The 26956-nt window shown below is 65.6% G+C and carries 24 protein-coding genes; 8 read left to right on the top strand and 16 right to left on the bottom strand.

The annotated features are described in order from the left end of the window. Positions 1-180: 180 nt before the first annotated feature. A complete protein-coding gene (locus QRQ56_RS17390; RefSeq protein WP_438741767.1) occupies positions 181-6477 on the top strand; it encodes a HAMP domain-containing protein in 6297 nt (2098 codons plus the stop codon). 14 nt (positions 6478-6491) lie between these two features. Beyond that, entirely contained in the window at positions 6492-7982 is a 1491-nt protein-coding gene (locus QRQ56_RS17385) for an HWE histidine kinase domain-containing protein (RefSeq protein ID WP_438741766.1), read from the top strand. 47 nt (positions 7983-8029) lie between these two features. Here QRQ56_RS17385 and QRQ56_RS17380 read toward each other — a convergent pair whose 3' ends face one another. Beyond that, on the bottom strand, positions 8030-8245 hold the full coding sequence (locus tag QRQ56_RS17380) for a hypothetical protein (RefSeq protein WP_438741765.1): 216 nt from the start codon (positions 8243-8245) through the stop codon (positions 8030-8032). 152 nt (positions 8246-8397) lie between these two features. Here QRQ56_RS17380 and QRQ56_RS17375 point away from each other — a divergent pair, with 152 nt between their 5' ends. Both QRQ56_RS17375 and QRQ56_RS17370 read left to right on the top strand, forming a co-directional pair. After that, complete coding sequence (locus QRQ56_RS17375; RefSeq protein ID WP_438741764.1) at positions 8398-8655, top strand: hypothetical protein; 258 nt, start codon at positions 8398-8400, stop codon at positions 8653-8655. 94 nt (positions 8656-8749) lie between these two features. Next, positions 8750-8998 carry a hypothetical protein gene (locus tag QRQ56_RS17370; RefSeq protein ID WP_298244638.1) on the top strand — a complete coding sequence of 83 codons (249 nt, stop codon included), beginning with the start codon at positions 8750-8752 and terminating at the stop codon, positions 8996-8998. Positions 8999-9120: 122 nt separating this feature from the next. Here QRQ56_RS17370 and QRQ56_RS17365 read toward each other — a convergent pair whose 3' ends face one another. Both QRQ56_RS17365 and QRQ56_RS17360 read right to left on the bottom strand, forming a co-directional pair. Continuing rightward, entirely contained in the window at positions 9121-9330 is a 210-nt protein-coding gene (locus QRQ56_RS17365; RefSeq protein ID WP_438741763.1) for a hypothetical protein, read from the bottom strand. Between the two features lie 18 nt (positions 9331-9348). Then, positions 9349-9570 (bottom strand): hypothetical protein, encoded by a 222-nt coding sequence (locus tag QRQ56_RS17360; RefSeq protein WP_438741761.1) that lies wholly within the window; start codon positions 9568-9570, stop codon positions 9349-9351. A gap of 114 nt (positions 9571-9684) precedes the next feature. On the opposite strand from QRQ56_RS17360, the gene QRQ56_RS17355 reads away from it, so the two are divergent. Both QRQ56_RS17355 and QRQ56_RS17350 read left to right on the top strand, forming a co-directional pair. Beyond that, the gene (locus QRQ56_RS17355; RefSeq protein WP_438741760.1) at positions 9685-9879 is read left to right on the top strand and encodes a DUF3072 domain-containing protein; all 195 of its coding nucleotides are present in this window, start codon (positions 9685-9687) and stop codon (positions 9877-9879) included. Between the two features lie 79 nt (positions 9880-9958). Further along, entirely contained in the window at positions 9959-10246 is a 288-nt protein-coding gene (locus QRQ56_RS17350; protein ID WP_438741758.1) for a DUF6496 domain-containing protein, read from the top strand. Positions 10247-10258: 12 nt separating this feature from the next. On the opposite strand, the gene QRQ56_RS17345 is transcribed toward QRQ56_RS17350, so the two are convergent. Beyond that, positions 10259-10621: a hypothetical protein gene (locus QRQ56_RS17345; RefSeq protein ID WP_194408207.1), complete on the bottom strand. Its 363-nt coding sequence runs from the start codon at positions 10619-10621 to the stop codon at positions 10259-10261. Positions 10622-10882: 261 nt separating this feature from the next. After that, positions 10883-12430: a Do family serine endopeptidase gene (locus QRQ56_RS17340; RefSeq protein WP_438741756.1), complete on the bottom strand. Its 1548-nt coding sequence runs from the start codon at positions 12428-12430 to the stop codon at positions 10883-10885. Between the two features lie 212 nt (positions 12431-12642). Here QRQ56_RS17340 and QRQ56_RS17335 point away from each other — a divergent pair, with 212 nt between their 5' ends. After that, on the top strand, positions 12643-13479 hold the full coding sequence (locus QRQ56_RS17335; RefSeq protein WP_438741755.1) for a universal stress protein: 837 nt from the start codon (positions 12643-12645) through the stop codon (positions 13477-13479). Between the two features lie 15 nt (positions 13480-13494). On the opposite strand, the gene QRQ56_RS17330 is transcribed toward QRQ56_RS17335, so the two are convergent. From QRQ56_RS17330 to QRQ56_RS17280, 11 genes are all read right to left on the bottom strand, one after another. Continuing rightward, a complete protein-coding gene (locus QRQ56_RS17330) occupies positions 13495-13710 on the bottom strand; it encodes a hypothetical protein (RefSeq protein ID WP_438741754.1) in 216 nt (71 codons plus the stop codon). A gap of 181 nt (positions 13711-13891) precedes the next feature. After that, the gene (locus QRQ56_RS17325) at positions 13892-15763 is read right to left on the bottom strand and encodes a putative bifunctional diguanylate cyclase/phosphodiesterase (RefSeq protein WP_438742333.1); all 1872 of its coding nucleotides are present in this window, start codon (positions 15761-15763) and stop codon (positions 13892-13894) included. A gap of 2 nt (positions 15764-15765) precedes the next feature. Beyond that, a complete protein-coding gene (locus tag QRQ56_RS17320; RefSeq protein ID WP_438741753.1) occupies positions 15766-16917 on the bottom strand; it encodes an FIST signal transduction protein in 1152 nt (383 codons plus the stop codon). Between the two features lie 199 nt (positions 16918-17116). Next, a complete protein-coding gene (rpe, locus tag QRQ56_RS17315) occupies positions 17117-17854 on the bottom strand; it encodes a ribulose-phosphate 3-epimerase (RefSeq protein ID WP_438741752.1) in 738 nt (245 codons plus the stop codon). Then, on the bottom strand, positions 17851-18783 hold the full coding sequence (cbbX, locus tag QRQ56_RS17310) for a CbbX protein (RefSeq protein WP_438741751.1): 933 nt from the start codon (positions 18781-18783) through the stop codon (positions 17851-17853). Before cbbX ends, rpe begins: the two co-directional genes overlap by 4 nt. A gap of 99 nt (positions 18784-18882) precedes the next feature. Then, positions 18883-19290 (bottom strand): ribulose bisphosphate carboxylase small subunit, encoded by a 408-nt coding sequence (locus QRQ56_RS17305; RefSeq protein WP_438741750.1) that lies wholly within the window; start codon positions 19288-19290, stop codon positions 18883-18885. 11 nt (positions 19291-19301) lie between these two features. Further along, positions 19302-20762, bottom strand: a complete 1461-nt coding sequence (locus QRQ56_RS17300; RefSeq protein ID WP_438741749.1) for a form I ribulose bisphosphate carboxylase large subunit — start codon at positions 20760-20762, stop codon at positions 19302-19304. Between the two features lie 38 nt (positions 20763-20800). Then, complete coding sequence (fba, locus tag QRQ56_RS17295; RefSeq protein WP_438741748.1) at positions 20801-21886, bottom strand: class II fructose-bisphosphate aldolase; 1086 nt, start codon at positions 21884-21886, stop codon at positions 20801-20803. 10 nt (positions 21887-21896) lie between these two features. Further along, complete coding sequence (gene tkt, locus QRQ56_RS17290; protein ID WP_438741747.1) at positions 21897-23915, bottom strand: transketolase; 2019 nt, start codon at positions 23913-23915, stop codon at positions 21897-21899. 16 nt (positions 23916-23931) lie between these two features. Beyond that, on the bottom strand, positions 23932-24807 hold the full coding sequence (locus QRQ56_RS17285; protein WP_438741746.1) for a phosphoribulokinase: 876 nt from the start codon (positions 24805-24807) through the stop codon (positions 23932-23934). A 12-nt stretch (positions 24808-24819) separates the two neighbouring features. Further along, on the bottom strand, positions 24820-25857 hold the full coding sequence (locus tag QRQ56_RS17280) for a class 1 fructose-bisphosphatase (protein ID WP_438741745.1): 1038 nt from the start codon (positions 25855-25857) through the stop codon (positions 24820-24822). A 118-nt stretch (positions 25858-25975) separates the two neighbouring features. On the opposite strand from QRQ56_RS17280, the gene QRQ56_RS17275 reads away from it, so the two are divergent. After that, positions 25976-26950, top strand: coding sequence for a LysR family transcriptional regulator (locus QRQ56_RS17275; RefSeq protein WP_438741744.1), 975 nt, complete (start codon positions 25976-25978; stop codon positions 26948-26950). Positions 26951-26956: the final 6 nt, after the last annotated feature.

The following is a 26956-nucleotide window of genomic DNA, read 5'->3' as shown; positions in this document are numbered from 1 at the left end:
TTTTCTTGGGAACCGGATGGAACCAATTCGAGCGGTTGACGTTATTGACGTCGGGCTGAGCAAGGCAGGTTCCACTTCCTCGCGTCGTACCTTGGCGCTTGATTTCGAATTTGGCTGACGCTCTATTTTGACTAAACGCGTCTTGCCTTGGATTCGGCCGGCGCCCGCGGGGGAATTAGTATGAGCGACCTCGATTCCGGAACTGCATCACGGTCCGGTCGTCGCGTCCCAAAGCCAAAAACCAACGGTGTGCCGGATCCGGATTCCCGGGCTGAACTGCTGCTCGCCCTGCAGGCAATGCGGAGCGGCGATTTCTCGGTCCGCATGAGCGGCGACTATCTTGGCATCGACGGCAAGATCGCCGACACTTTTAACGAAATCATCGCCGCCAACCAGCGTATGGCGCAACAGCTCGAGCTGGTCGGCCAGGTCGTCGGCCGCGAAGGCAAGACCCGGCAGCGCGTGAAGTTCGGCCTCGCCTCGGGCTCCTGGGCCGACATGGAAGGCTCCGTCAACACCCTGATCGACGATCTGCTCTGGCCGACCCGCGAGGTGACGCGCGCCGTTGCAGCCGTCGCCCAGGGCGACCTGCTCCAGACCGTCAAGCTCGATGTCGACGGCCGTCCGCTGCGGGGCGAATTCCTGCAGTCGGCCAACATCGTCAACACCATGATCAAGCAGCTCGGCGTGTTCACCTCCGAGGTGACGCGCGTGGCGCGCGAGGTCGGCACCGAAGGCAAGCTCGGTGGCCAGGCCCAGGTGCCGGAGGTGACCGGCGTCTGGAAAGACCTCACCGAGAGCGTCAACTCGATGGCGAACAACCTGACAAACCAGGTTCGCAACATCGCCGAGGTGACGATCGCGGTCGCCAACGGCGACTTGTCGAAGAAGATCACGGTCGACGTCCGCGGCGAGATTCTTCAGCTCAAGGAAGCCATCAACACGATGGTGGACCAGCTCCGCTCCTTCGCCTCGGAAGTGACGCGCGTGGCCCGCGAGGTCGGCACCGACGGCAAGCTCGGCGGCCAGGCCATCGTGCCCGGCGTCGCCGGCACCTGGAAAGACCTCACGGACTCCGTCAACGCGATGTGCGGCAACCTCACCGCACAGGTCCGCAACATCGCCAACGTGACGACCGCCGTGGCGCGCGGCGACCTCTCGCGCAAGATCACGGTGGACGTGCGCGGCGAAATCCTGGAGCTGAAAGACACCATCAACACCATGGTGGACCAGCTCAACTCCTTCGCCTCGGAAGTGACGCGCGTGGCGCGCGAGGTCGGCACCGAAGGCAAGCTCGGCGGCCAGGCCCAGGTGCCCGGCGTGGCCGGCACCTGGAAGGACCTCACCGATAACGTCAACTTCATGGCGTCGAACCTGACCGCGCAGGTCCGCAACATCGCCGACGTCGCCACCGCCATCGCGAGCGGCGACCTCTCGAAGAAGATCACGGTGAACGTCTCGGGCGAAATCCTTCAGCTGAAGGAAACGCTCAACACCATGGTGGACCAGCTCAATGCCTTCGCCGGCGAAGTGACGCGCGTCGCGCGCGAGGTCGGCACCGAAGGGCGGCTCGGCGGCCAGGCCAACGTGCTCGGCGTCGCCGGCACCTGGAAGGACTTGACCGAGAGCGTCAACTCGATGGCCTCGAACCTGACCGCCCAGGTCCGAAACATCGCGGAGGTGACGACCGCGGTCGCCGGCGGCGACCTGTCGAAGAAGATCACCGTGGACGTGCGCGGCGAAATCCTGGAGCTGAAGGACACCATCAACACCATGGTGGACCAGCTCAACGCGTTCGCCGGCGAAGTGACGCGCGTGGCGCGCGAGGTCGGCACCGAAGGCAAGCTCGGCGGCCAGGCCGTTGTGCGCGGCGTCGGCGGCACCTGGAAGGACCTCACGGACTCCGTCAACTCGATGGCCTCGAACCTCACCGGCCAGGTCCGCAATATCGCCGAGGTCGCCACCGCGGTCGCCAAGGGCGATCTGTCGAAGAAGATCACCGTGAACGTGTCGGGCGAGATCCTTCAGCTGAAGGAAACGCTCAACACCATGGTGGACCAGCTCAACGCCTTCGCCGGCGAAGTCACGCGCGTGGCGCGCGAGGTCGGCACCGACGGCAAGCTCGGCGGCCAGGCCGGCGTGCCCGGCGTCGCCGGCACCTGGAAAGACCTCACGGACTCCGTGAACTCGATGGCGGGCAACCTCACCGCCCAGGTCCGCAACATCGCCGAAGTCGCGACCGCGATCGCCGGCGGCGACCTGTCGCGCAAGATCACCGTGGACGTGCGCGGCGAGATCCTTCAGCTCAAGGACACCCTGAACACGATGGTCGACCAGCTCAACCGCTTCGCGGGCGAGGTGACGCGCGTGGCGCGCGAGGTCGGCACCGAAGGCCGCCTCGGCGGCCAGGCCAACGTGCCCGGCGTCGCCGGCACCTGGAAGGACCTCACGGACAGCGTGAACTCGATGGCGGGCAACCTCACGGCCCAGGTCCGCAACATCGCCGAAGTGACGACCGCCGTGGCGCGCGGCGACTTGTCCCGCAAGATCACCGTGGACGTGAAGGGCGAAATCCTCGAGCTGAAGAACACCATCAACACCATGGTGGACCAGCTCAACGGCTTTGCCGGCGAAGTCACGCGCGTGGCGCGCGAGGTCGGCACCGAAGGCAAGCTCGGCGGCCAGGCCGAAGTGCCCGGCGTCGCCGGCACCTGGAAGGACCTCACAGACAACGTCAACTTCATGGCGTCGAACCTGACGGCCCAGGTCCGCAACATCGCCGAGGTCGCAACCGCGATCGCCGGCGGCGATCTGTCGAAGAAGATCACGGTGGACGTGCGCGGCGAGATCCTGCTGCTCAAGGACACCCTCAACACCATGGTCGAGCAGCTCCGCTCCTTCGCCGCCGAAGTGACGCGCGTGGCGCGCGAGGTCGGCACCGAAGGCCGTCTCGGCGGTCAGGCCGTCGTGCCCGGCGTCGGCGGCACCTGGAAGGACCTCACCGACAACGTCAATCTTCTGGCCGCGAACCTTACCACCCAGGTCCGCAACATCGCCGAAGTCACCACGGCCGTGGCGCGCGGCGACTTGTCGCGCAAGATCACCGTGGACGTGAAGGGCGAAATCCTCGAGCTGAAAAACACCATCAACACCATGGTGGACCAGCTCAACGCCTTCGCCGGCGAAGTCACGCGCGTGGCGCGCGAGGTCGGCACCGAAGGCAAGCTCGGCGGCCAGGCCCAGGTGCCCGGCGTCGCCGGCACCTGGAAGGACCTCACCGACACCGTGAACTTCATGGCGGCGAACCTGACCGAACAGGTGCGCGGCATCGTCAAGGTGGTGACCGCGGTTGCCGACGGCGACTTGAAGCAGCAGCTCACCGTGAAGTCGAAGGGCGAAGTCGCCGCGCTCGCCGACACCATCAACAACATGACCGAGACGCTCGCGACCTTTGCCGATCAGGTGACCAGCGTGGCGCGCGAGGTCGGCGTCGAAGGCCGGCTCGGCGGCCAGGCCAACGTGCCGAGCGCGGCCGGCACCTGGAAGGACCTCACCGGCAACGTCAACCTGCTCGCCGCCAACCTGACTTCGCAGGTGCGCGCCATTGCCGAGGTTGCGACCGCCGTGACCAAGGGCGACCTGACGCGCTCGATTCAGGTCGATGCGCGCGGCGAAATGGCCGAACTGAAGGACAACATCAACACGATGATCACGAATCTCCGTCTCACGACGGACGTGAACACCGAGCAGGACTGGCTGAAGACAAACCTCGCCAAATTCACCAACATGCTGCAGGGCCAGCGCGACCTCACCACGGTCGGCCGGCTGATGCTGACCGAACTGTCGCCGCTGGTGAACGCCCATACCGGCGTGCTCTACCAGGTCGAGAGCGAGGACAATCCGCAGCTATTGCTGCTGGCCTCCTATGCCAGCGACGGCATCTATCCCTATCAGCGCGTGCTGCAGTTCGGCGACGGCCTGATCGGCCAGTGCGCCCTCGACAAGCGCCCCCGGGTGGTCGCGGACATCCCGGCCGACGTGGTGCCGATCAACTCGGCGCTGTTCCGGGTCGCGCCGAAGAACCTCGTCGTGTTGCCGGTGCTGTTCGAGGGCCAGGTCAAGGCGGTGATCGAACTCGCCTCGCTCACCTCGTTCACGACCTCGCAGATGACCTTCCTGGAGCAGCTCACCGACTCCATCGGCATCGTGCTCAACTCGATCGAGGCGACGATGCAGACCGAAGGCCTGCTCAAGCAGTCGCAGCAGCTCGCCGGCGAGCTCCAGACCCAGCAGCGCGAGCTGCAGCAGACCAACGACCAGCTCGAGCAGAAGGCGCAGCAGCTCGCCGAGCGCAACGTCGAGGTCGAGCGCAAGAACCAGGAAATCGAGCAGGCCCGCCGCGCACTCGAGGAAAAGGCGACCGAGCTTGCACTGACCTCGAAGTACAAGTCCGAATTCCTCGCCAATATGAGCCACGAGCTGCGCACGCCGCTGAACTCGATCCTGATCCTCGGACAGCAGCTCACCGACAACCCCGACGGCAACCTCACCGGCAAGCAGGTCGAATTCGCCCGCACCATCCACGGCGCCGGCACCGACCTGCTCAACCTCATCAGCGACATCCTGGACCTGTCCAAGATCGAGTCCGGCACGGTGACGGTCGACGCCGAGGAAATCCTGACGGCGAATTTGCTCGAGACCGTCGGCCGGCCGTTCCGGCACGAGGCAGACAACCGCAATCTGTCGTTCAAGATCGACGTCGATCCGACGCTGCCGCGCAGCATCGTCACCGACTCCAAGCGCCTGCAGCAGGTCCTGAAGAACCTGCTCTCCAACGCCTTCAAGTTCACAGCCGAAGGCGAGGTGCGCCTGAAGGTCACAGGCGCGGTCGGCGGCTGGGGAACGGATCACCCGGTGCTGAACTCCGCTCCGGCCGTGATCGCGTTCGAAGTGTCCGACAGCGGCATCGGCATTCCCCTGGAGAAGCAGAAGCTGATCTTCGAGGCGTTCCAGCAGGCCGATGCCGGCACCAGCCGGAAATATGGCGGCACCGGCCTCGGCCTTGCCATCAGCCGCGAACTCGCGAGCCTCCTCGGCGGCGAGATCCATTTGCGCAGCGCGCCCGGCAAGGGCTCGTCCTTCACGCTTTACCTGCCGCTCAAATATTCCGGCCCGACGCTCGCACCGCGCGCCGCGCCCGCACCGCAGCAGCATGGCCAGCCGCCTGCGCTGCAGCCCGCCGTGCCCGACCAGCAGCGCGTCATCGAGCAGCTTCCCGACGACCGGCTCAACCTCGAGCCCGGCGACAGCATCCTCCTGATCGTCGAGGACGACCCGCATTATGCCCGCGTGCTGGTCGATCTCGCCCGCGACAAGGGATTCAAGGTCCTGGTCGCCGCCCGCGGCGCCGAGGCGCTGGAGCTCGCCAAGCAATACCAGCCGCGCGCCGTGTCGCTCGACGTGTTCCTGCCCGACATGCTCGGCTGGACCGTGCTGAGCCAGCTCAAGCACAATCCGCTGACCCGCCACATCCCCGTGCAGATCATCACGCTCGACGAGGATCGCCAGCATGCGCTGGCGCGTGGCGCGTTCTCCTTCGTCAACAAGCCGACCACGACCGAAGGCGTCGCGGCCGCGCTGACACAGATCAAGGAATATGCAAGGCCGCGGCGCAAGCGCCTCCTGATCGTCGAGGACAACGAGGCCGAGCAGATGTCGATCCGCGAGCTGCTGCATCACGACGACATCGAGATCGTGACGACCGACACCGGTGCCGGCGCGCTCTCGACGCTGCGCGAGGCCCCCTGCGACTGCGTGGTTCTCGATCTCCGCCTGCCCGACATGAGCGGCTTCGAGGTGCTGGACCAGATCCGCAGCGACGAAGCGCTGGCGAACGTTCCGGTCGTCGTCTTCACCGGCCGCGAGCTTTCGGCGGAAGAGGATGCGGAACTCCACACCATGGCCCGCAGCATCGTGGTCAAGGGCGTGGAATCGCCGGAACGCCTGCTCGACGAGACCGCGCTGTTCCTGCATCGCGTCATCACGGAACTTCCGATCGAGAAACAGCGCATGCTGGAGAAGCTGAACAGTTCCGACGAGGACCTGATCGGCAAGACCGCCCTGCTCGTCGACGACGACGCGCGGAACATCTTCGCGCTGTCGAGCGTGCTGGAACGGCGCGGCATGAAGGTGCTGACCGCCACTACGGGCCGCGAAGCGGTGGCGCTGGTCGAGTCCAATCCGGAAATCGCCATCGTGCTGATGGACATCATGATGCCGCAGATGGATGGCTATCAGACCATCGGCGTCATTCGCGAAAACCCGGCTTTCGCCCGCCTTCCGATCATCGCGCTGACCGCCAAGGCGATGAAGGGCGACCGCGAAAAATGCCTGGAGGCCGGCGCGTCCGACTATCTCGCCAAACCCGTCAACACCGATCAATTGCTGCTTGCGATCCGCATGTGGCTGCACCGTTGAGTTTGGATCCGCGAATGGACCACGAAAAGGTCAACATCCTCCTCGTCGACGACCAGCCCGCCAAGCTGCTCGCCTATGAGGTGATATTGAAGGATCTCGGCGAGAACCTCGTGATCGCCTCGTCCGGGCGCGAGGCGCTCGAGGTGCTGCTCAAGACCGAGATCGCCGTGATCCTGGTCGACGTCTGCATGCCCGAGCTCGACGGCTTCGAGCTCGCCGCGATGATCCGCGAGCATCCACGCTTCCAGAAGACCGCAATGATCTTCATCTCCGCCATTCAAGTCAGCGACATCGACCGGTTGCGCGGCTACGAGATGGGCGCGGTCGACTACGTGCCGGTGCCGGTCGTGCCCGAGGTGCTGCGTGCGAAGGTGAAGGTTTTCGCCGAGCTCTATCGCAAGACCCGCGAGCTCGAGCGGCTGAACCATGATCTCGAGGATCGCGTCCGCGCCCGCACCGCGGAGCTGGAGAATTCCACGGCGAAGCTGCGCGAGAGCGAGCAGCGGCGCAGCATGGCGATCGCTGCCGGCAACATGGGCTCCTGGGATTGGGACTGGATCAGCGGCGACTGGATGTGGGACGAAGGCCAGTATCGCATCTTCGGCGTCGGCCCCGAAAATTTTGCGGTCAACCCGGCCAACGTCCAGGCGTTGTTGCATCCCGATGACGTCGATCAACTGCGCAAGGCGATTGCCGAGTTCAACAAGGGCACGCGGGCCTATGAGACCGAGTTCCGAATTATCCGGCCCGACGGTGAGGTCCGCTGGTGCGTCGGCACGGCGGCGGCGACGGTGGACGACAGCGGCCGCGTCGTGCGCGTGAGCGGCGTCACCGTGGACATCACCGAACGCAAGCGCGCCGAGGAACGGCAGAATCTGCTGGCACGCGAAGTCGATCATCGCGCCAAGAACGCGCTGGCACTGGCGCAGTCGATCGTGCGTCTCACCCGGGCCGACGAGGTGAAAGCCTATGTCAACGCCGTCGAGGGACGCATCAATGCTCTGGCGCGCGTGCACACCATCCTGTCGCTGTCGAGCTGGCAGGGCGCCGAACTGTCCCGGCTGATCGACGAGGAGCTTGCGCCCTATTCGCTCGGCGGACAGATCCTCCTGGCAGGTCCGAAGGTCCAGTTGCTGCCGGCGACGGCGCAGACGCTGGCGCTCGCGCTGCACGAGCTCTTCACCAACTCGGCCAAGTACGGCGCCCTCTCGACCCGGTCGGGACGGCTCGCGATCGGCTGGCAGGTCGAGGACCAATTGCTGACGCTGAACTGGGAGGAATCCGGCGGACCGCTGGTCATGCCCCCGAAGTCCCGCGGCTTCGGCACGCGGAGCTTGCTTGCGAGCGTCGAGTCGCAGCTTGGCGGACAGGCGCAGTTCGATTGGCGGGCCGAAGGCCTGTTGTGCCGTCTCGAAGTGCCGTTGATACGCAAGACGGCGGCGACGAACGCGTCCGGCAAATTCGAGGATGCCAGCTCCGCCGAATTGCAGCGCGCATCGGGTTAGACGTTTTTCGAACGTGCCTTCGGGTTCGACCCCGAAGGCAGAAAGCTTCAGCCGGACGCCCTCATGCGTTGCACCGTCCGCGGTCCGCGTGCGACCCGGCCTTCGAGCCAGGCTTCCGTGCGGGCGAGATCACGCAGCGCCCTGGCGTAGCGGCGAGCCGCACTCCGCTCCGCGCCGCGCGGTAGCTTGCGCGCCTTGCGCAGAATGTCCGCTGCCGCGTTGCGATAGGCCAGCGAGCGGTAAAGGAAGACAACCTTACCCATAGCGAATGTTCCCGGCGAATGTTCCCGTTTGTCGTGTCCATCCTCTCAAGCCCGGCATGAACGTCCGATGAAGCCGGGCATGACAATTCCTTCATCCGATTGGAACCAGCGAATCTCGTCCGCGTTGCATGCCAAATCGGGAGCCAGTTCCCATGCCCACGAAAAAGTCGCCAGACCTGATCTCTGCGACCGGACTCATCAAGCTGGTGACGCACGCCACGATGGGCGCAGCCCTCGGCCTCGTCTTCGGTCTCGCATTGATCCTGTGCAATCCCGCCGTCGCCAGCCTGCTCAATCACGGCGGAAGCCAGGCCGCGATCGTCTTCGCGCTCACGCTGGTCACGACATTCGCGATCGGCGCGACACTCACCGGCGTGGTGTTCATCCTCGTCGAGGACAAGCAAACTTGAAACAGACGTGAGGCGCGAACACGCGCTGCGTTGGAACTCCTGCGGCAAATCGCGGTTGGCTGCCTGCGTCAATTTAACCCAGGGAGTTCCCCGCATGACAACGACCAAGCTCGTTCTCACCGCAATGGTGGCCGCCGGTCTCGCCGCCGCGCCGCTCGCCGCGCAGGCGAAGTCGCACAAGGCGAAACACGGATCCTCGATGTCGTCGTCACAGACCACGGGCGCCAACACCAAATCGTCGAAGGGCGCCGATCCCTCCGGCCAGGGCGGTTCGGGTCCCGGTTCAGACCAGGGCGGCACCATGACGAACCAGAGCAGCAAGGGCATGAGCAACACCAAGTGAGCTCACGCCACTGACATCAAAGGCCCCTGCGACAACGCAGGGGCCTTTCTCGTCGCGATGATTGTTTTTTGTCGCGATGATCGTTCGGGCCTCGCGCGCCGCATCGGCGGGCGCGCGTCACCTCACCGCAGCCGGCGCGTTTCGAGATTGATCCCCGGGCTCGCAGAGTTCGTCTTCACGAGCTGCTCGAGCTGCGCACGCTTGCGGCCAATCAGAAGCTGGGCCGCGGCATCGTCGAGGCCCGCACGCTGCAATTGCCGGATGGCAGAGCCGAGCTCGAGAATCTCGGCGCGTAGCCTCAGGATCCGGTAAGCGTCCGGGTCTTCCTCCACGACGCCCTCTCGAAAGATTCAGCGCCGCGAGATCGCGCGCGCGGACGTGCCGACGGACTTCACGAGACGAAGGCGAACCCGATCGCGGACGTCAGGCAGGACGTCGCCGCCGCCGGCGGCCTTCCATTCCCCGATCAAGAGATTGATCTTCTGGCGCAGATCCATCTGCGCCAGCGCCTGCCGGGTGCAGTCCCGGTCGCCGTCGATGGAAACGCGCACGGCCGCCTCAGCGTCGGCCATTTCCAGCCTCAAGGCGCTGATTTTGCGTCGAATTTCATTAATTCTGTTGTCCATGGCTTGTTAGAACAAAATAAGAACATATAGTCAAGCCACGATTTCAGAACGGAGATGGCAATGCAGGTTCAAGGTCAATTCAACGCCAGGGCCTTTCTCGCCGAGCAGATGACGCGGGCGCAGGGGCTGAAGCTGAAACGGCTGAGTGAAGAGGCGTATCAGCCCGCACAATTTGCGCGCGATCTGTCCTTCACCGAGGCCGCACGGCGCATCCAGGTGCTGGAAGCGGAGATCGAACTGGCGAACTCGTTCTAGGCTTTCGCCCCGAGCCTCCTGCGCTTTTTCGGAACCATGCCCGTATCGAACGGTTCTCCCCGCCCAAGGGAGAACAAGCATGGCACGCAAGGCAAAGAAGCGCCGCTACTCGCCCAGCTCCGGCAGCGATGTCGAGAGCGAGATGCGACGCTACAAGAAGGGCACCGCCAAGAGCGGTCCCAAGGGCCGTGGCGGGCGCGTAAAGAGCCGCAAGCAGGCGATCGCGATCGGACTGTCGAAGGCGCGCAAGAAGGGCAAGAAGGTCCCGAAGAAAGCCGCGAAGAAGTCGTCTAAGAAAAGCACGACCAGGAAGACGACCAAGAAGACCACCAGGAAATCGTCGAAGCGCAAATCCAGCAAGCGTTGACGCTGCGCCGGTTCAGATCATGCTGCCCGGCATGAAGCAGCGGATCGAAACCCCGAACGCGGTCTTCACCGGCCACACCATGGTGCGGCCGGCGCGGTTCGGCTCGGTGATGACGGCTTCGTCGGGCACTTCGACCCACTCGCCATCGAGGCGCACGCGATAATGCCCGTTGTGCGATTCCCAATCGGGATCGGCGACGGCAAAGCCATCGGCATCCGAGCAGCACGGACCGAGATGGCTGCGCAGGCTGTCGAACCAGGGCTTGAGCGGCGAGTCCGCATAGCGGCCGTCATCACGACCAAGCGCGTTGCCGCCCCAGAGCACGAATGGCGCCGCGAGCAGCGCCCCTCTCAGCGAGAGCTTCAATCGATCCATCTCGGCACCGATCAAATCCGAACCACCGGCCAGTTCCACAAGGCGGCTGCTGGTTCGATGTTCCACGCTTGCAACCGGTCCTCGGCGGCGTCGGTGCCGCAGCAGAGTTGCACGAGGTGGAACTGTGCGGCGCGAACACGGCTTTTTCGTATGAACCGCGTCACCATCGCTGCCGTTAACGAGAATGTTATCGGCGGCGTCCTGAATGGAAAAGGCGGCCCGAAGGCCGCCTTGCTTGATTGAAGAGGATCGATCTTCGCGTCAGGCGAGCGGCACCGCGACGAACCGCGTCGCCTCCGCGCTTCTGACCTGCAGCAGCACGCTGCGCTTGCCGGACGATTTGGCCTGCGCCAGTTCCGAACGCACCTCGCCGACATTGGTGACGGCCTTGCCACCGACATTGAGGATGACGTCGCCTGTCTGGATGCCGCGCTGCGCCGCCGGCCCTTGCGGATCGACCTCGGTCACGACGACACCCTTCTGGCCGGCACCCTGCACCTCGCCGGCCGGCGCGAGGCCAAGCCCGAGGCGCGGCGTGCCCGCGCCCGGCTGCTCCCTGCTCTCGTCGGTGCTACCATTGGCCTTGGCCTGCCGCTCGTTCGGCAGTTCGCCGAGGGCGAGCGTCAGCGTCTTGCTCCCGCCATTGCGGAACACGTCGAGCTTCACCGAGCTGCCCGGCGCCAGGGTGGCGATGGTCCTCGCGAGATCGCGGGAGTCCCTGATCGCGGTGCCGTTCACGGCGGTGATGACGTCACCCGCCGCGATGCCGGCCTTTGCCGCCGGGCTGCCATCCTGCGGATTGTCGACGATGGCGCCGCGCGCCTCCTTCAAGCCGAGGCTGTCGGCAATCTCCGACGTCACCGGCTGCACCTGCACGCCGAGCCAGCCGCGGGTCACCGCGCCCTTGTCCTTGAGCTGCGCGACGACGAGCTTGGCGGTCGAGGCCGGAATGTCGAAGCCGATGCCGACCGAGCCGCCGGAGGGCGAGAAGATCGCGGTGTTCACGCCGATCACGTTGCCGCTCATGTCGAAGGCAGGTCCCCCGGAATTGCCCTTGTTGATGGGCGCGTCGATCTGGATGAAGTCGTCATAGGGACCGTTGCCGATGTCGCGGCCGCTGGCCGAGACGATGCCGGCGGTCACCGTGCCGCCGAGACCGAAGGGATTGCCGACCGCGACCACCCAGTCGCCGATGCGCGGCTTCTGGTCGGAAAATTTGACGAACGGGAAGTCCGTCTTGCCGTCGACCTTGATCAGCGCGAGATCGGTCTTGGGATCGGTGCCGACGACCTTGGCGGTGTAGCTGGTACCGTCATCCAACGTCACCTGCACCGACGTGGCGTGGTCGACGACGTGGTTGTTGGTCACGGCATAGCCGTCGGCGGAGATGAAGAAGCCGGAGCCTTCGCCCGTGATCATCTGATGGCGCTGGCGCGGCATGCCGTTCGGGCCGCCCGGGAAGCGGAAGCCGAACTGGCGGGAGAACTGGTCGAACGGCGCCTGCTCGTCCTGATCCATCCGGTTCTGCTGCAGCATGGCGCTCTTGTCGTTGTCCTGGTCGATCTTGACCCGCACCGAGATGACGGCGGGCTTCACCTTGCTGACGAGATCACCGAAGCCCGGCGGCGTTGCCGCGGATTCCGCGGCCTGGGCCGGCGCGATGAAGGAGCCCGGACCGAAATGTGACGTACCGGGCGACGCCGCCAGCACGGCCACGCCGAGCGCGGCCACGGTGCCGAGCAGCGCGAGCCGGCGTGGTTTCAAGATCTTGCGGGACGTCGGAGTGTCGGAATTGGCGCGATCGTTCATGTCGAAATGTCCATGTTGGATAGGGTGTCGCCTTGCACCCAACATGGACATCGTCACCTTACGACGTCCCGTCCATCCCATTAAATCTTGGCAAAGAACATGCGAGCGCCGACCCGCGGCAAGGTGCGCTTCGGCATTTGATGCAGCTCAACGCGGCTCGTTGCCACAGTGAAAAACTGCTTCCATCGGACGATGTCCAGCGGAGGCGCCCCATGTACAAAGACATTCTCGTTCACATCCCCACCGAACGTCCCATGCGCGCGGCGATCGAAGGCGCGATTTCGCTGGCGGCGCAGTTCAACGCCCATCTCGACGCGGTCGCGCTCGGCTATGTCGCATCGAGCGCGGCCTACGTGATGGAGGGCGGCGCTGCGGTCGCCGCCGTGTTCGAACTGGAGCGCGAGCGCGCCGTGGAACGGGCGGAGGCTGCGCTTTCGGTGTTCAAGATCGAAGCGACCAACGCCGGCATCTCCCACGCCTGCCGCGCGCTCGGCGCGATCCCGGTGGATGCGGCCGCCTCGCTCGGCGAGATCGCGCGGCTGCACGACCTCAGCGTCGTGCTGCAGCCCGAGCCGGCAAACGGCTCGTTCGACAACGACGTGCCCGGCGAGATCCTGTTCCAGGCAGGCGGCCCGGTGCTGTTCCTGCCCTACACCTTCCGCGGCGCGTTCAGGGCGGGCCGGATCGGCATCTGCTGGGACGGCAGCCGGGTCGCCGCCCGCGCCGTGCACGACGCCGCCCCGTTCCTGGCACGCGCCGACGAGGTCGTGATCATCACCGTCAACGAAGCCAAGGCGCTCTCGGACGAAGTTTCAGCGAACAATCTGGCAAGACATCTCGGCCGGCGCGGACTGTCGACCCGCACGGTCAGCCTGTCGGCGTCGCGCGCCGACATCCAGCCGACCATCCTGTCGCTGGCGGCCGACGAGGCCCTCGATCTGCTGGTGATGGGTGGTTACGGCCATTCGCGGCTGCAGGAACGCGTGCTCGGCGGCGTCACCCGCGCCATGCTGGAAGCCATGACGGTGCCGACGCTGATGTCGCATTGAGACGATGCGGCGCCGTCACGCGGCGACCGGGGTCTCCCAAGCCTCGGGCGCCGCAACGGCGCCTTCGTCGTGCTTGACGTTGCAGGCGTCGAAATGCGCCTTCAGCGCGACTTCGGCGAGATATTCGAAATGTTCGGCCTGGCCGAGCAGCTCCCAGTTCTGCAGCGGCCGGTAGGCCGCCTGCTGACGACAGAGGGACGCCAGCGCCCGGTAGCGACGTACGTTCTCCATGAGACCCTCCCTCGCATTTGCAGAGCTTATTACTCCAATTTACGTCAGGGCGATGGCGGTTGTGCAAAAGATTTGCTGCACCCGCGGCGCGCTTGGGCCTCGCCTCGATGTTTAGGAAATATATGTCCGGCCTAAAGTTCCAAATGGACGCCGGCTGAAGCTCGGAACCCGGAGCCGACCGTCAGGCGTACAGCCGGCGCTCCACGGTCACGCCGACCAAGTCGAGATACCGCTCGATCAGGTCGGGCCGGCCGACCAGATAGCCCTGCATCTCCTCGCAGGCCTCGCGCGCCAGGAAAGCCCGCTGCGCTTCCGTCTCCACCCCTTCGGCAATGACGGGAATACCGAGGGCATGAGCGAGGCTCAGCACCGCGCGGACGATCTCCGCCGATTGCGGCGTCACCTCGAGATTGGAGATGAAGCCCCGATCGATCTTGATCTTGTCGAACGGGAACGACTGCAGATAGGACAGCGAGGAATAGCCGGTGCCGAAATCGTCCATCGCGATGCGGACGCCGAGCGCCTTCAGCCGCCGCAGCAGATTGAGCGCACGGGTGAAATCGCCGATTAAGACGCCCTCGGTGATCTCGACCTCGAGCCGCGTCGGCGTCAGCCCCGTTTCCAGCAGGATCTGGTGGATCGAACGTTCGAGATCGCCGGCCTGGAACTGGACCGGAGACAGATTGACGGCGACCTGCAACGGCCGCGGCCAGGACGCCGCCTCGCGGCAGGCCTCGCGCAGCACCCATTCGCCGATTTCGACGATCAGCCCGTTCTCCTCGGCCAGCGGGATGAACTGGTCCGGCGGCACGAAGCCGCGCGTCGGATGATTCCAGCGCAGCAGCGCCTCGAAGCCGATGACCTCGCCATCCACCCGCGCCTGCGGCTGGAAGTAGACCAGGAACTGGTTCTGCTCCAGCGCCTGGCGCAGATCGTGCTGTAGCAGCCTGCGATCGCGCAGCTCCTGGTCCATCTCGGATTCGAACACGCGGACCCGTCCCCTGCCCTCGCGCTTGGCGCGATAGAGCGCGGAATCGGCGTTGGCGAGCAGCGTGGCGGCATTCACGCCGTCGTCCGGATAGAAGGCGATACCGATGCTGAGGCCGACATGGGGCAGATAGTCGTCGACCGCGAGTTCCTTGCCGATGCTCTCGACCAGGCGCTCGGCCAGCGCCAGGACGTTCTCCCGGCTGATGTCGTCCTGCACCAGGATCATGAACTCGTCGCCGCCGATACGGGCGACGAAGGCGCCGTCGGCTTCCGCGGCAAGCCGGTCCGCCGCCGCCCGCATCAGCGTATCGCCGACGGGGTGGCCGAACACGTCGTTGACCTCCTTGAAGCGGTCGAGATCGAGGCTGAGCACGGCAAAGCTGGTCGCGGCGTCCTGTGCCTGCTCCAGCCGCTCGCCGATCGCGGCGTTGAAGGCGCTGCGGTTCGGCAGGTCGGTCAAGGCGTCATGATGCGCAAGATGGCTGATCCGCGCCTGGTTCGTGATCCTTTCGGTGACGTCCTCGATCACACCGACCAGATATTGCGGCGCGCCGCCGCCGTCCCTGATCAGCAGCTTGCGGGAATTGACCAGGCGATCGCTGCCCTTGACGCCGACTTCGAGCAGATGCCCCTCCAGGAACATCGGCGTGCCGCTGTCGACCACGCGGCGATCCTGCTCGCTGACGGCGCGGGCGACGTTGTCGGGGAAGATCTCTTCCGGCGTCTTGCCCAGCATCTGCTCGCGCGGCATTCCGTAATATTCTTCGCCGGCGCGGTTGAGCAGGACGTAGCGGGAATCTTTCGCATCCTTGGCGAACACCGCGATCGGAATATTCTCGATGATGCTGTCGAGGAATTCGCGGGCGCGCAGCAGATCCTGCTCGGCGCGCTTGTGCGTCTGCTCGAGCTCCTCGATCATCAGCTTGATCGCACGGTCGGTGCGGCGGCGATCGCAATCGCTCTCCTCATAGGCCGCGCTGACGAGCTCGCCGAGCTTGGTCAGGTCGACCTTCCCGGTTTCGTCCGTCGACTGGCGGATCTGTCTGGCGAGCAGGCGATGCATGGTCAAGCCGCCGCCTCGGCGATGACGGTGACGGTCATGGTCTGGTTGTGCAGCTCGCAGCGGCCGGACGCGGCCGGCGGAGCGATCTCGCCGTAGGAGTAGAAACCGATCCGCACGAAATCATCGCCGAGTTCGGCGGCAACCGCATCCAGCTCGTCTTGCGTGCGCTGTCCCATCACCCTGCGGCGGCCGGTGCAGCTCACCAGGATCGCGAGCTTGTCGCCGGCGACTTCGTCCGCAAGTGCGTTGCGCGCCTGCCTGCCGGCTTCGCCGGCACCGGCTGCGAGACTGTCGAAATTGGCGCGCATCAACTGCGCGGTGCATCCTTCGGGGATGTCGGCCGCGAATGTCAGCGTGCGGGCGTTGCGGTCCACCGCAAACACCGAGCGCACGATCTGCCGGTTCGGCTCGGCCTCGTCGTGAATGCGCAACGGAAACGCCAGGCCCGAACCCGGCATGGCCGCGGCCTCTTCCTCGCCGAGATAGCGGGTGTAGAGGTCCAGCGGCGGTTCGCCGTCGAGCTCCACGACCACGGAGCCTTCCGCCTTCGTCACCTTGCGGCGGGGCCCGAACACGTCCCAGCCGCCGGCGCAGCCATGCGCGAAACGGAACGAGGCGCCGTAGAATGCGATCGCGGCGATGCGGTTCGGCGACGGCTCGGCGTCGGCGCCGACGATCGTCTGCTCGAATTGAGCCCCATCGCCGGCGAGCCCGCCTGTGACGGGCAAGTCAGGTCCGAGGACGTCAGTGATACCGGCAAGCAATTCGCCGCCGTTCACGCCCAGTCCGTCCGACAGCACGAACAGGCCGGCCAGATCCGCCGCCTGCGCCTGGCGGGCAAGACGTGCGCCGCAAGCCCGCGACGCATCGCGGCTCTCGATGACCTCCTGCACCAGCCGCACCTGCGTCTGGGCGAAGCGCAACGCGACCGCGACGATCTCGTCATCGCAAATGTCGTCGCCATGGATTTGTCCGCCGGTGCTGCAACCGACGACATGGCTGCCGGGATAAAGATCGCGCAGCTCGCGATAACGCTGGCCGTCCACCAGTTGCTCACGGCTGCCGAAATAGAGCACGAGCTGGGGCGGCTCGCGCAGGGCTTCCGCTCCGCGCCAGCCATGGGCAGCATTCCAGTGAAGATATTGAATGTGCATCCCACGCCCTCTGCAGCACTTGAACCACAGATTGTGAAGCGGCGCATTGCATCGCCGTTAATCGGGCGCTTACTTCAACACCGTTGGTTACTCCGGCATGAAAGTTGTTGCCTATTCGCGTCAGATCTCCGTAGGACTCCGGGAAATGCAGTGCGGAGAAAATCACGACTCTGTGCAGATGCGCGGAAAGGCCCGTAATCTACCGGGTGCGCGCACTTTCGCCGAAACGCATCGACTGCACCGGATGATCGCGCAATTTCGGAACCCGGCCCGTCTCGGCAGCGATACGAATGGCCTCGATGTTCGCGGTATAGGCGGCCACACTGCTGCCGCGGAACACGGCGGAACCCGCTACCAGCGTATCGGCGCCCGCCGCCGCCACGGCAGCGGCATTGTCGCGCGTGACACCCCCGTCGACCTCGAGCCGGATCGGCCGGTCGCCGATCATGGCCTTGATCCGCGCGATCTTCTCCAGTTGCGATGCGAGGAAGGACTGGCCGCCGAAGCCGGGATTGACCGTCATCACCAGCACGAGGTCGAGACGATCGAGCACATATTCGATCGTACTCTCGGGCGTTGACGGGCACAGGCTGACGCCGGCCTTCTTGCCCAGCGCGCGAATGGCCTGGAGCGAACGGTCGAGATGCGCGCCCGCCTCCGCATGAACGGTGATGACATCGGCACCGGCCTTCGCGAACGCTTCCAGATAGGGATCGACAGGGGCGATCATCAGATGCACGTCGAAGATCTTCTTCGTCGCCGGCCGGATCGCCTTGATGACATCGGCACCGAAGCTGATGTTCGGCACGAAGTGCCCGTCCATGACGTCGCAGTGAATCCAGTCGGCGCCGGCGGCGTCGATTGCCGAAACCTCCTCGCCGAGCCGGGCGAAATCCGCGGCCAGGATCGAGGGCGCGATGATGATCTCTCCGCTCATGGCTTGGCACTCCGCGCATCCGCGCCGCCGCTGAAGACGCGGCTTGCCAGGACGTCCATGGGATCGATGGTCTCGAGGTCGGCGACGTCGAGCATGCGGTCGAGATCGGACACCAGCCGGTCGGCCTGCCGCAGCCGGATACGGTCGACCGCGTTGCGGATCGAACGCGCATTGGAGAAGAATGGTTGGGTCCGTCGCAGCGCGATGTATTTCTCGAACGCCTCGCGTGCCGCCGCCGAGAAGCGATAGCCGCGCTCCCTTAGCATCAGCTCGGCGATCACGAGCAGCTCCTCTTCCGCATAGTCAGGGAATTCGATGTGGTGGGCGATGCGCGAGCGGAAGCCGGGATTGGAAGCGAAGAAGCTCGTCATGCGCTCGCCATAGCCGGCGAGGATCACGACGAGGTCCTCGCGCTGGTTCTCCATCACCTGGAGCAGGATCTCGATCGCCTCCTGCCCGTAGTCGCGCTCGTTGTCGGGCCGGTGCAGGTAATAGGCCTCGTCGATGAACAGCACGCCGCCCATCGCCTTCTTCAGAATTTCCTTGGTCTTCGGCGCGGTGTGGCCGATGTACTGGCCGACGAGATCGTCGCGCGTCACCGAGATCACCTGCCCACGCCGCACGAAGCCGAGCCCGTGCAGGATCTTGGCCATACGCAGCGCCACGGTGGTCTTGCCGGTACCGGGATTGCCGGTGAAGGACATGTGCAGCGTCGGCGGCGCGGCGGCCAGGCCTGCGCGCTGCCGGATGCGTTCGATCAGGAGCAGCGAGGCGATCTGGCGCACGCGGCTCTTGACCGGCTTCAGCCCGATCAGCTCCCGCTCCAGTTCCTGCAGCGTCTCGGTGATCCCGGCCGCCTCGGCCTCCTTGCGGAGATCGAAATGGGTCTCGCCGGGTTCGGTCGTCGTTGCGTGGGGCACGTCGAGCATGGCTAGCCTCGAAGAAAGGAGCTTCGCCGCGGGGGAGCGGCGAAGCAGTGGTCCGCCAAGGATACGGAGCAGGGAGTGCTCCGTGCGGAGGAGAACGGGTCAGGTCGATGCGTGCGCAGCCGGCTTGCGCATCGTGGTGTAGCGGATGGCGCGGCCGCCCACCTCCTGCCGCACCAGCTCGAACTCGGCCTCATTCGGCGGCCGGTTGACGAGGAAGGAGATCCGAACCGATTCCCAGCCATGGCTGGAATCGAAGCCGCTGATGCGGATGTAGCGATCGCCATACACCCTGCGGCACTCCGCGAGCTCCATCATCACGCCCGCGGCGTCCTGGAGGTCGAACATCGGCAGGCCCCACATCTCCCAATAAGTGTTGCGGGGATGGGGATCGTCGGTGAACTCGATGTTCACCGCCCAACCGTTTGTCAGGCAATACTGCACCTGCTTAGTGATCTGGTCGTCGGTGAGATCGGGCAGGAACGAAAAGCAACCCTGAGTGAGTTTCATGCTGCGTCTCCTTAGACGGTTTCGAGCGCGGTCGGCACGAAGTCCGGCGTGTCGGTGGATTGATAGTTGAACGTCACGTCTTTCCAGACCTCGAGCGCCGCCTTCAGCGGCGTGCAGGTCTCCGCCGCCCGGGCCAGGATCTCCGGACCCTCATGGACGTAGTCGCGGCCCTCGTTGCGGGCGAGGATCATCGCCTCCAGCGCCACGCGGTTTGCGATCGCGCCGGCCGCGATGCCCATGGGATGGCCGATGGTGCCGCCGCCGAATTGCAACACGACGTCCTCGCCGAGCAGATCGAGCAGCTGGTGCATCTGACCGGCATGGATGCCGCCGGAAGCGACCGGCATCATCTTGTTGAGGCTCGCCCAGTTCTGGTCGAAGAACAGGCCGTGCTCGAGCCTGGTCGGATTGAAGTCCTCGCGGCAGACGTCGTAATAGCCGCGCGTGGTGTTGGGATCGCCCTCGAGCTTGCCGACCACCGTGCCGGCATGGATGTGATCGACGCCGGCAAGCCGCATCCATTTGGCGATGACGCGGAACGACACGCCGTGGCTCTTCTGCCGCGTATAGGTCGAGTGACCGGCGCGATGCAGATGCAGGATCATGTCGTTACGCCGCGCCCATTTGGCCATCGACTGGATCGCCGTGTAGCCGATCACGAGGTCGATCATGACGATGCACGAGCCGAGCTCCTTGGCGAATTCCGCGCGCTCGTACATGTCCTCCATCGTCCCCGCGGTGATGTTCAGGTAAGTGCCCTTCACCTCGCCGGAGGCTGCCTGCGCGCGGTTCACCGCCTCCATGCAATAGAGGAAACGGTCGCGCCAGTGCATGAAGGGCTGCGAGTTGATGTTCTCGTCGTCCTTGGTGAAGTCGAGCCCGCCCTTCAGCGCCTCGTAGACCACGCGGCCATAGTTGCGGCCCGAGAGCCCGAGCTTCGGCTTCACCGTCGCGCCCAGCAGCGGCCGGCCAAACTTGTCGAGGCGTTCGCGCTCGACCACGATGCCCGTCGCCGGGCCCTGGAACGTCTTCACATAGGCGACCGGGAAACGCATATCCTCCAGCCGCAGCGCCTTGAGCGGCTTGAAGCCGAACACGTTGCCGATGATCGAGGCCGAGAGGTTGGCGATCGAGCCCGGCTCGAACAAATCGAGGTCATAGGCGATGTAGGCGAAATAGGACCCCGGGGAGCCCGGGACCGGATCGACGCGATAGCACTTGGCGCGATACTTCTCGGCCGCGGTCAGGCGATCGGTCCACACCACCGTCCAGGTCGCGGTCGAGGACTCGCCGGCGACGGCGGCGGAGGCCTCGATCGGATCGACGCCTTCCTGCGGCGTCACGCGGAACAGCGCGATGACGTCGGTGTCCTTTGGCGTGTAGTCGGGCTCCCAATAGCCCATGCGCTTGTATTCCATCACGCCGGAGCGATAGCGTTCCTTGCCGCGGACGGTGCCTGCATGTGCGTTCATGTCTCTCTCCTGTTCGTTTCTCTGCTCTTTCCGATGGATCAGGCCGCGACCGGCTCGCGGGCGTCGACACGCGGGTCGAGCTCGCCGGCGCGGTAGCGCCGCGCCATCTCGCTCAAGGGAACGACCTTGATCTTGCTGGCGTGGCCCGCCGTGCCGAACTGCTCGAAACGGTTGCGACAAAGTTCGCGCATCGCGTCCATCGCGGGCTTGAGGAACTTGCGCGGGTCGAACTCCGAACGCGTTTGCGCGGCGACCTTGCGGAACACGGCCGTCATTGCGAGGCGGCAGTCGGTGTCGATATTGACCTTGCGCACGCCGCTCTTGATACCGCGGACGATCTCCTCGACCGGCACGCCCCAGGTCTGGGGCATCTCGCCGCCGAACTGGTTGAACATGTCCTGCAACGGCTGCGGCACCGAGGAGGAGCCGTGCATCACCAGATGTGTGTTCGGCAGCCGGCGGTGGATCTCCTCGACCACCCGCATCGCCAGGATGTCGCCATCGGGCTTGCGGCTGAACTTGTAGGCGCCGTGCGAGGTGCCCATCGCAATCGCGAGCGCATCGACCTTGGTAGCGCGGACGAAGTCGACCGCCTGGTCGGGATCGGTCAGGAGCTGGTCGTGGCTGACCGTGCCTTCGACGCCGTGGCCATCCTCCTGCTCGCCGCCGCCATGCTCGAGCGAGCCGAGCACGCCGAGCTCGCCTTCGACGGAGGCGCCGGTCCAGTGGGCGAGATCGACGACACGGCGGGTGATCGCGACGTTGTAGTCGTAGTCGGCCGCCGTCTTGGCATCGGCCTCGAGCGAGCCATCCATCATGACCGAGGTGAATCCGTGGGCGATGGCGGAGGCGCAGGTCGCCTCGTCATTGCCGTGGTCCTGGTGCATGCAGAGCGGAATGTCCGGATAGGTCCGCTCCAGCGCGTCGATCATGTGCGAGAGCATGAGATCGCCTGCATAGCTGCGGGCGCCGCGCGAGGCCTGGATGATGACGGGCGCATCGACCTCGGCCGCCGCCTGCATGATCGCGATGCCCTGCTCCATGTTGTTGATGTTGAACGCCGGCACCGCGTAACCGTGAGTGGCGGCGTGGTCGAGCAGTTGTCGAAGGGTAATACGTGCCACGAGAGTCTCCTTATTGACGCTTGCGGGCGATCGCCCGGCGGGCCGCCTCTGCGATGCTCTGCGACGTGATGCCGAACTCGCGGTAGAGCACCGGCGCCGGTGCCGAGGCGCCGAAGCCGCGCATGCCGACGAACTCGCCGTCAGCGCCGAGCCAGCGATGCCAGTCGCCGACAACGGCCGCCTCGACACCGACGCGCGGCGCCGTGCCGAGCACGGTGGCGCGGTAGTCGTCCGGCTGCTCCTCGAACAGGGCGAAACATGGCGCGGACACCACGGCCGCGCGGATGTGCTCGGTTGCGAGCAGGCGGGCGGCTTCGAGGGCAATCGACACTTCGGAGCCGGTTGCGATCAGCGTCACGTCACGGCCGCCGTCCGGGGAGACGACGAGATAGGCACCGCGTGCGACGCGGTTCCTGCCGCGCGCATCGCTACGGAAGGTCGGCAGCGCCTGACGGGACAGGCACAGCACGGAGGGGCGGTTCTCGGAGCTGAGTGCGCAATCCCATGCCTCCAGCGTCTCGACTGCGTCCGCCGGGCGGAACACGAGCAGGTTCGGGATCACCCGGAGCGCCGCGAGGTGCTCGACCGGCTGGTGCGTCGGACCATCCTCGCCGAGCCCGATGGAATCGTGAGTCATCACGTGGATGGCGCGCAGCCCCATCAAGGCCGCAAGGCGGATCGCGGGACGGCTGTAGTCTGAGAACGCGAGGAACGTGCCGCCGTAGGGGATGAAGCCGCCATGCAGCGCGAGGCCGTTCATCGCGGCGGCCATGCCGTGCTCGCGAATGCCGTAGTGGATGTAGTCGCCGGCGAATGCGCCGTTCTTGACCGGCGCCTGCGCCTTGGCGTGGGTCAGGTTCGAATGCGTCAGGTCCGCAGAGCCGCCGACCAGGCCCGGAATGGTTCCGGCGATGCCGTCGAGCACCTGCTGCGAGGCCTGCCGCGTTGCAAGCTTCGGCCGTTCGCTGGCGAAGCGTTCACGCAATTTCGCGGCGGCCAACGCATAGGCGGCCGGCAGCGCAACGGGCTTGCCCTCGACGAACAGATCACGTTGCTCGGGCGTCGCGTCTTCGTAGCGATCGAGCCAGGCAAGCCGATCAACCTGTCCGCGCTGCCCGATCATCCGCCACGCCCTGAGCACCGGGATCGGCACCACGAACGGCTGGTAATCCCAACCGAGCGCCCGGCGCGCCGCCGCAGTCTGCTCGGTGCCGAGCGGCGCGCCATGCGCCTTCTCCGTGCCCTGCCGATCGGGCGCGCCATAGCCAATGATGGTGCGGCAAGCGATCAGCGACGGCTTTGCAGTTTCCCGCTCCTCCGCAATCGCCTGTGCTACGGCTTCGGGATCATGCCCGTCGACGCGGCGCACCGACCAGCCGGAGGCGGCGAAACGCGCGAGTTGGTCGTCGGACGTCGCGAGCGACGTCGGGCCGTCGATGGAGATGCCGTTGTCGTCGAACAGCACGATCAGTCGGCCGAGCCCGAGATGGCCGGCGAGCGAGATCGCCTCCTGGCTGATGCCCTCCATCAGGCAGCCGTCGCCGGCGATGACATAGGTGAAGTGATCGACGAGACCGTCGCCGTGCCGCGCGTTGGCCATGCGCTCGGCGAGCGCCATGCCGACCGCGGTCGCGATGCCCTGCCCCAACGGCCCGGTCGTGGTCTCGACACCCGGCGTGTGGCCATATTCGGGATGGCCCGGCGTCTTCGAGCCCCACTGCCGGAAAGCCTTGATGTCGTCGAGGCTGACGTCGCCGCCGGTCAGGTGCAGCAGCGCGTAGAGCAGCATCGAACCGTGGCCCGCCGACAGCACGAAGCGATCGCGGTCCGGCCAGTTCGGATGCGCCGAGTCGAATTTCAGGAAGCGCGAGAACAGCACGGTCGCGACATCGGCCATTCCCATGGGCAGGCCGGGATGACCGGACTGCGAGGTCTCGATGGCATCGACCGCGAGGAAGCGGACGGCGTTGGCGAGATCGTGGTGCGCGACCGCATTGAGGTCGGCTTCGGCGTGGACGGAGATATTCATCGGCGTCTCTCCCTGTTCACTTCAGGCTGCGCTTGCGCTCGATCAACTGCATGATCAGCGGCGTCAGGATCAGCTGCATCGCGAGATCGAGCTTGGCGCCGGGGCAGACGATCGAATTGGCGCGCGACATCCAGCTCTGCGGCAGCATCGAGAGCAGATAGGGGAAGTCGATGCCGCGCGGATTCTTGAAGCGGATCACCACCATCGATTCGTCCGGCGTCGGGATCCAGCGCGCGACGAACGGGTTGGAGGTATCCACCGTCGGCACGCGCTGGAAATTGATGTCGGTCTCGGTGAACTGCGGGCAGATGTAGTGGATGTAATCCGGCATCCGCCGCAGGATGGTGTCGGTGACCGCCTCGGTCGAATAGCCGCGCGCGCTGCGGTCGCGGTGCAGCTTCTGGATCCATTCGAGATTGATGACGGGGACGACGCCGATCTTGAGGTCGGCATAGCGCGCGACGTTGACCTTGTCGGTGACCACGGCGCCGTGCAGGCCCTCGTAGAACAGCAGGTCCGAGCTCTCCGGCAGCTTCTCCCATTCGGTGAAGGTGCCGGGGGCCGCGCCGTGCAGCGCGGATTCTTCCGCGTCGTGGACGTAGTGCCGCGTCACCGCCGTGCCGGTCTCGCCGTAATCGCGAAAGGCGCGCTCCAGCTCCCCGAACAAATTGGTCTCGGGGCTGAAATGGCTGAAATGCCTGTTGCCGCGCTCGGCTTCCTTCGCCATCTGCGCGCGCATCTCGGCGCGGTCGTAGCGATGGAAGGCGTCGCCTTCGATATAGGCGGCGTTGACCTTCTCGCGGAAGAATATCTGCTCGAAGGTCTTCTTGACCGAGGTGGTGCCAGCGCCGGAGGAGCCGGTGATCGAGATGATCGGATGCTTCCTGGACATGCGTGACCTCGCTCAGAGCCGGAAGAATCCGCGCCGCGCGAACAGCGGCGCCGAGACGCTGGCAACCAGCAGCGGATCGCAATGCAATTCCGCGACGCGCCGGACCTCGTTGCTCGAGCCCATGATCAGCGGCACGCGCTGATGCAGGCTGTCCGCCGCGAGGTCGAGGATGCGCTCGCGTCCGGTGGAGGCCGAACCGCCGGCCTGCTCGATGATCATCGCCATCGGATGCGCCTCGTAGGTCAGACGCAGGCGTCCGTCGCCGTAACCGGGGCGCGCATCCGAGGGATACAGGAACACACCGCCGCGGGTGAGAATGCGATAGGCCTCCGCAACCAGCGAGCCGACCCAGCGCATGTTGAAATCGTGGTTGGCCGGACCTTCGACACCGGCGAGGCATTCGTCGACGAAGGCGCGCACGGGCTGATCCCAGTGCCGGCGGTTCGACGCGTTGATCGCGAACTCCTCGCAGGCCTCTGCGATCTGCACGCCGCTGCGGGCGAGACGGAAGCAGCCCGCCTTGCGGTCGAGCGTGAAGATGTCGACGCCCTCGCCGAGCGTCAGCACCAGCGAGGTCTGCGGGCCGTAGGTGACGAAGCCCGCCGCGAGCTGCGCCGTGCCGCGCTGGTGGAAGGCGAGCGAGAGGTCGTCGGGCGCGGGCAGGATCGAGAAGATCGTGCCGACGGTCATGTTGATGTCGATGTTGGAGGAACCGTCGAGCGGATCGATCGCGATGCAGATGCGGCCCTCGCGGTCGCCGATCTGGGCCTCGCGCATCTCTTCCGACGCCAGCGCCGCGATCGGCAGCTTGCTGAGGCAACGGCGCAGGATCGCATCGGCCTGCACATCGAGATTGCGCTGCACGTCGCCGTCGCTGTTGCGGCCGATGGTCAGGCCGGAGGCATCGGCGAGATCACCTGACGCGATGAGGTCGGCGATCTCGATGGCCGCTGCTGCGATGGCGTCGACGGCAGCCGCCACGGCCAGCGCGTGGGGTGCGGTCTCGGAATACCGTTGAAGGTGATCGTCCAGCCTGAGTTGCCCGGTCATCGCGTCCATCCCCTTTGCCGGCGCCGCGTCCATTCCCTCCCCTCTGGAGGTCGGCGCGGTCAGTCCCGGCATCAGGAGATTGACAGGGGCAACTTAATAAGGAAAATTTCTATTCATAATGAGCGTCAAAGATTTTTCTTATAATGGCTCAAGCCATGCGGCAGCCCAGCTCCGGCATCTGACGATCCGGCAGCTGCGCTCGCTCGCGGCGCTCTCGGCCAAGGGCAGCGTGACGGCCGCTTCGGGTCATCTCGGGCTGACCCAGCCGGCCGTGACCCAGCAGCTCCGCCAGCTTCAGGACCTTGCAGGTTTGCCGCTGGTGCAGCGGACCGGCGACGGCATGCTGCTGACCGAGGCGGGCAAGGAGGTGCTGACGCTGGCCGAGCGGGTCGAGGCCGCCATCACGGACTGCCAGGGCGCGCTCGACCTGCTGGCCGGCCGCACCGGCGGCACGGTGCATCTCGGCGCGGTCTCGACCGCCAAATACTTCGTGCCGCATGCGATCGCGGCCTTCTCCAAGCGCTACCCCAAGATCGAGATCAAGCTGACCATCGGCAATCGCGAGGAGATCCGCGAGGCCATGCACGGCTACGACCTCGATTTCGCGGTGATGGGTCGGCCACCGGCCGACGTCACCGTCGACGTCCGCCAGCTCGGGCGCAATCCGCACATCATCGTCGCGCGCAAGGGACACTGGCTGGAGAAGGATTCCGGCCTCAACCTGACCGACCTCGTGCACGAGACCTTCCTCACCCGCGAACCCGGCTCGGGCACGCGGACGCTGATGGAGGGCATGTTCCAGCGGTCCGATCTCGAGCCGATCATCGGCATGGAGATGAGCAGCAACGAGACCATCAAGCAGGCGGTGATCGCCGGGCTCGGCATCGCCTTCATCTCGGCCCACACGGTGGCGCATGAACTCGCGGAGGGCCGGCTCATCGTGCTCGACGTCGCCGGGCTACCGATCGTGCGGCAATGGTACGTGATCCGCCGCAGCGACAAGGTGCTGCTGCCGCCGGCGCAGGCGATGTTCGATTTTCTGGGCTCGGAAGGGGCGAACTATCTGCCCGACGTGCCCGAGTTCGGCGGATGATAGCCC

The sequence above is a fragment of the Bradyrhizobium sp. U531 genome, from assembly GCF_051710265.1.
Lineage (GTDB): Bacteria > Pseudomonadota > Alphaproteobacteria > Rhizobiales > Xanthobacteraceae > Bradyrhizobium.
This window is presented reverse-complemented; position numbering and strand designations above follow the sequence as displayed.

Excerpts from the sequence above, each read along its gene's own strand:
- QRQ56_RS17340 (WP_438741756.1), bottom strand. The coding sequence starts at position 12,430 with ATGAACGATCGCGCCAATTCCGACACTCCGACGTCCCGCAAGATCTTG.
- QRQ56_RS17280 (WP_438741745.1), bottom strand. The coding sequence starts at position 25,857 with ATGACCGGGCAACTCAGGCTGGACGATCACCTTCAACGGTATTCCGAG.
- QRQ56_RS17325 (WP_438742333.1), bottom strand. The coding sequence starts at position 15,763 with ATGCATCGCCTGCTCGCCAGACAGATCCGCCAGTCGACGGACGAAACC.
- QRQ56_RS17375 (WP_438741764.1), top strand. The coding sequence starts at position 8,398 with ATGCCCACGAAAAAGTCGCCAGACCTGATCTCTGCGACCGGACTCATC.
- tkt (WP_438741747.1), bottom strand. The coding sequence starts at position 23,915 with ATGAATATCTCCGTCCACGCCGAAGCCGACCTCAATGCGGTCGCGCAC.
- QRQ56_RS17300 (WP_438741749.1), bottom strand. The coding sequence starts at position 20,762 with ATGAACGCACATGCAGGCACCGTCCGCGGCAAGGAACGCTATCGCTCC.
- QRQ56_RS17380 (WP_438741765.1), bottom strand. The coding sequence starts at position 8,245 with ATGGGTAAGGTTGTCTTCCTTTACCGCTCGCTGGCCTATCGCAACGCG.
- QRQ56_RS17330 (WP_438741754.1), bottom strand. The coding sequence starts at position 13,710 with ATGGAGAACGTACGTCGCTACCGGGCGCTGGCGTCCCTCTGTCGTCAG.
- cbbX (WP_438741751.1), bottom strand. The coding sequence starts at position 18,783 with ATGCTCGACGTGCCCCACGCAACGACGACCGAACCCGGCGAGACCCAT.
- QRQ56_RS17360 (WP_438741761.1), bottom strand. The coding sequence starts at position 9,570 with ATGGCCGACGCTGAGGCGGCCGTGCGCGTTTCCATCGACGGCGACCGG.
- QRQ56_RS17370 (WP_298244638.1), top strand. The coding sequence starts at position 8,750 with ATGACAACGACCAAGCTCGTTCTCACCGCAATGGTGGCCGCCGGTCTC.
- QRQ56_RS17390 (WP_438741767.1), top strand. The coding sequence starts at position 181 with ATGAGCGACCTCGATTCCGGAACTGCATCACGGTCCGGTCGTCGCGTC.
- QRQ56_RS17355 (WP_438741760.1), top strand. The coding sequence starts at position 9,685 with ATGCAGGTTCAAGGTCAATTCAACGCCAGGGCCTTTCTCGCCGAGCAG.
- QRQ56_RS17275 (WP_438741744.1), top strand. The coding sequence starts at position 25,976 with ATGAGCGTCAAAGATTTTTCTTATAATGGCTCAAGCCATGCGGCAGCC.
- QRQ56_RS17345 (WP_194408207.1), bottom strand. The coding sequence starts at position 10,621 with ATGGATCGATTGAAGCTCTCGCTGAGAGGGGCGCTGCTCGCGGCGCCA.
- QRQ56_RS17335 (WP_438741755.1), top strand. The coding sequence starts at position 12,643 with ATGTACAAAGACATTCTCGTTCACATCCCCACCGAACGTCCCATGCGC.
- QRQ56_RS17305 (WP_438741750.1), bottom strand. The coding sequence starts at position 19,290 with ATGAAACTCACTCAGGGTTGCTTTTCGTTCCTGCCCGATCTCACCGAC.
- rpe (WP_438741752.1), bottom strand. The coding sequence starts at position 17,854 with ATGAGCGGAGAGATCATCATCGCGCCCTCGATCCTGGCCGCGGATTTC.
- QRQ56_RS17350 (WP_438741758.1), top strand. The coding sequence starts at position 9,959 with ATGGCACGCAAGGCAAAGAAGCGCCGCTACTCGCCCAGCTCCGGCAGC.
- QRQ56_RS17385 (WP_438741766.1), top strand. The coding sequence starts at position 6,492 with ATGGACCACGAAAAGGTCAACATCCTCCTCGTCGACGACCAGCCCGCC.
- QRQ56_RS17285 (WP_438741746.1), bottom strand. The coding sequence starts at position 24,807 with ATGTCCAGGAAGCATCCGATCATCTCGATCACCGGCTCCTCCGGCGCT.
- QRQ56_RS17320 (WP_438741753.1), bottom strand. The coding sequence starts at position 16,917 with ATGCACATTCAATATCTTCACTGGAATGCTGCCCATGGCTGGCGCGGA.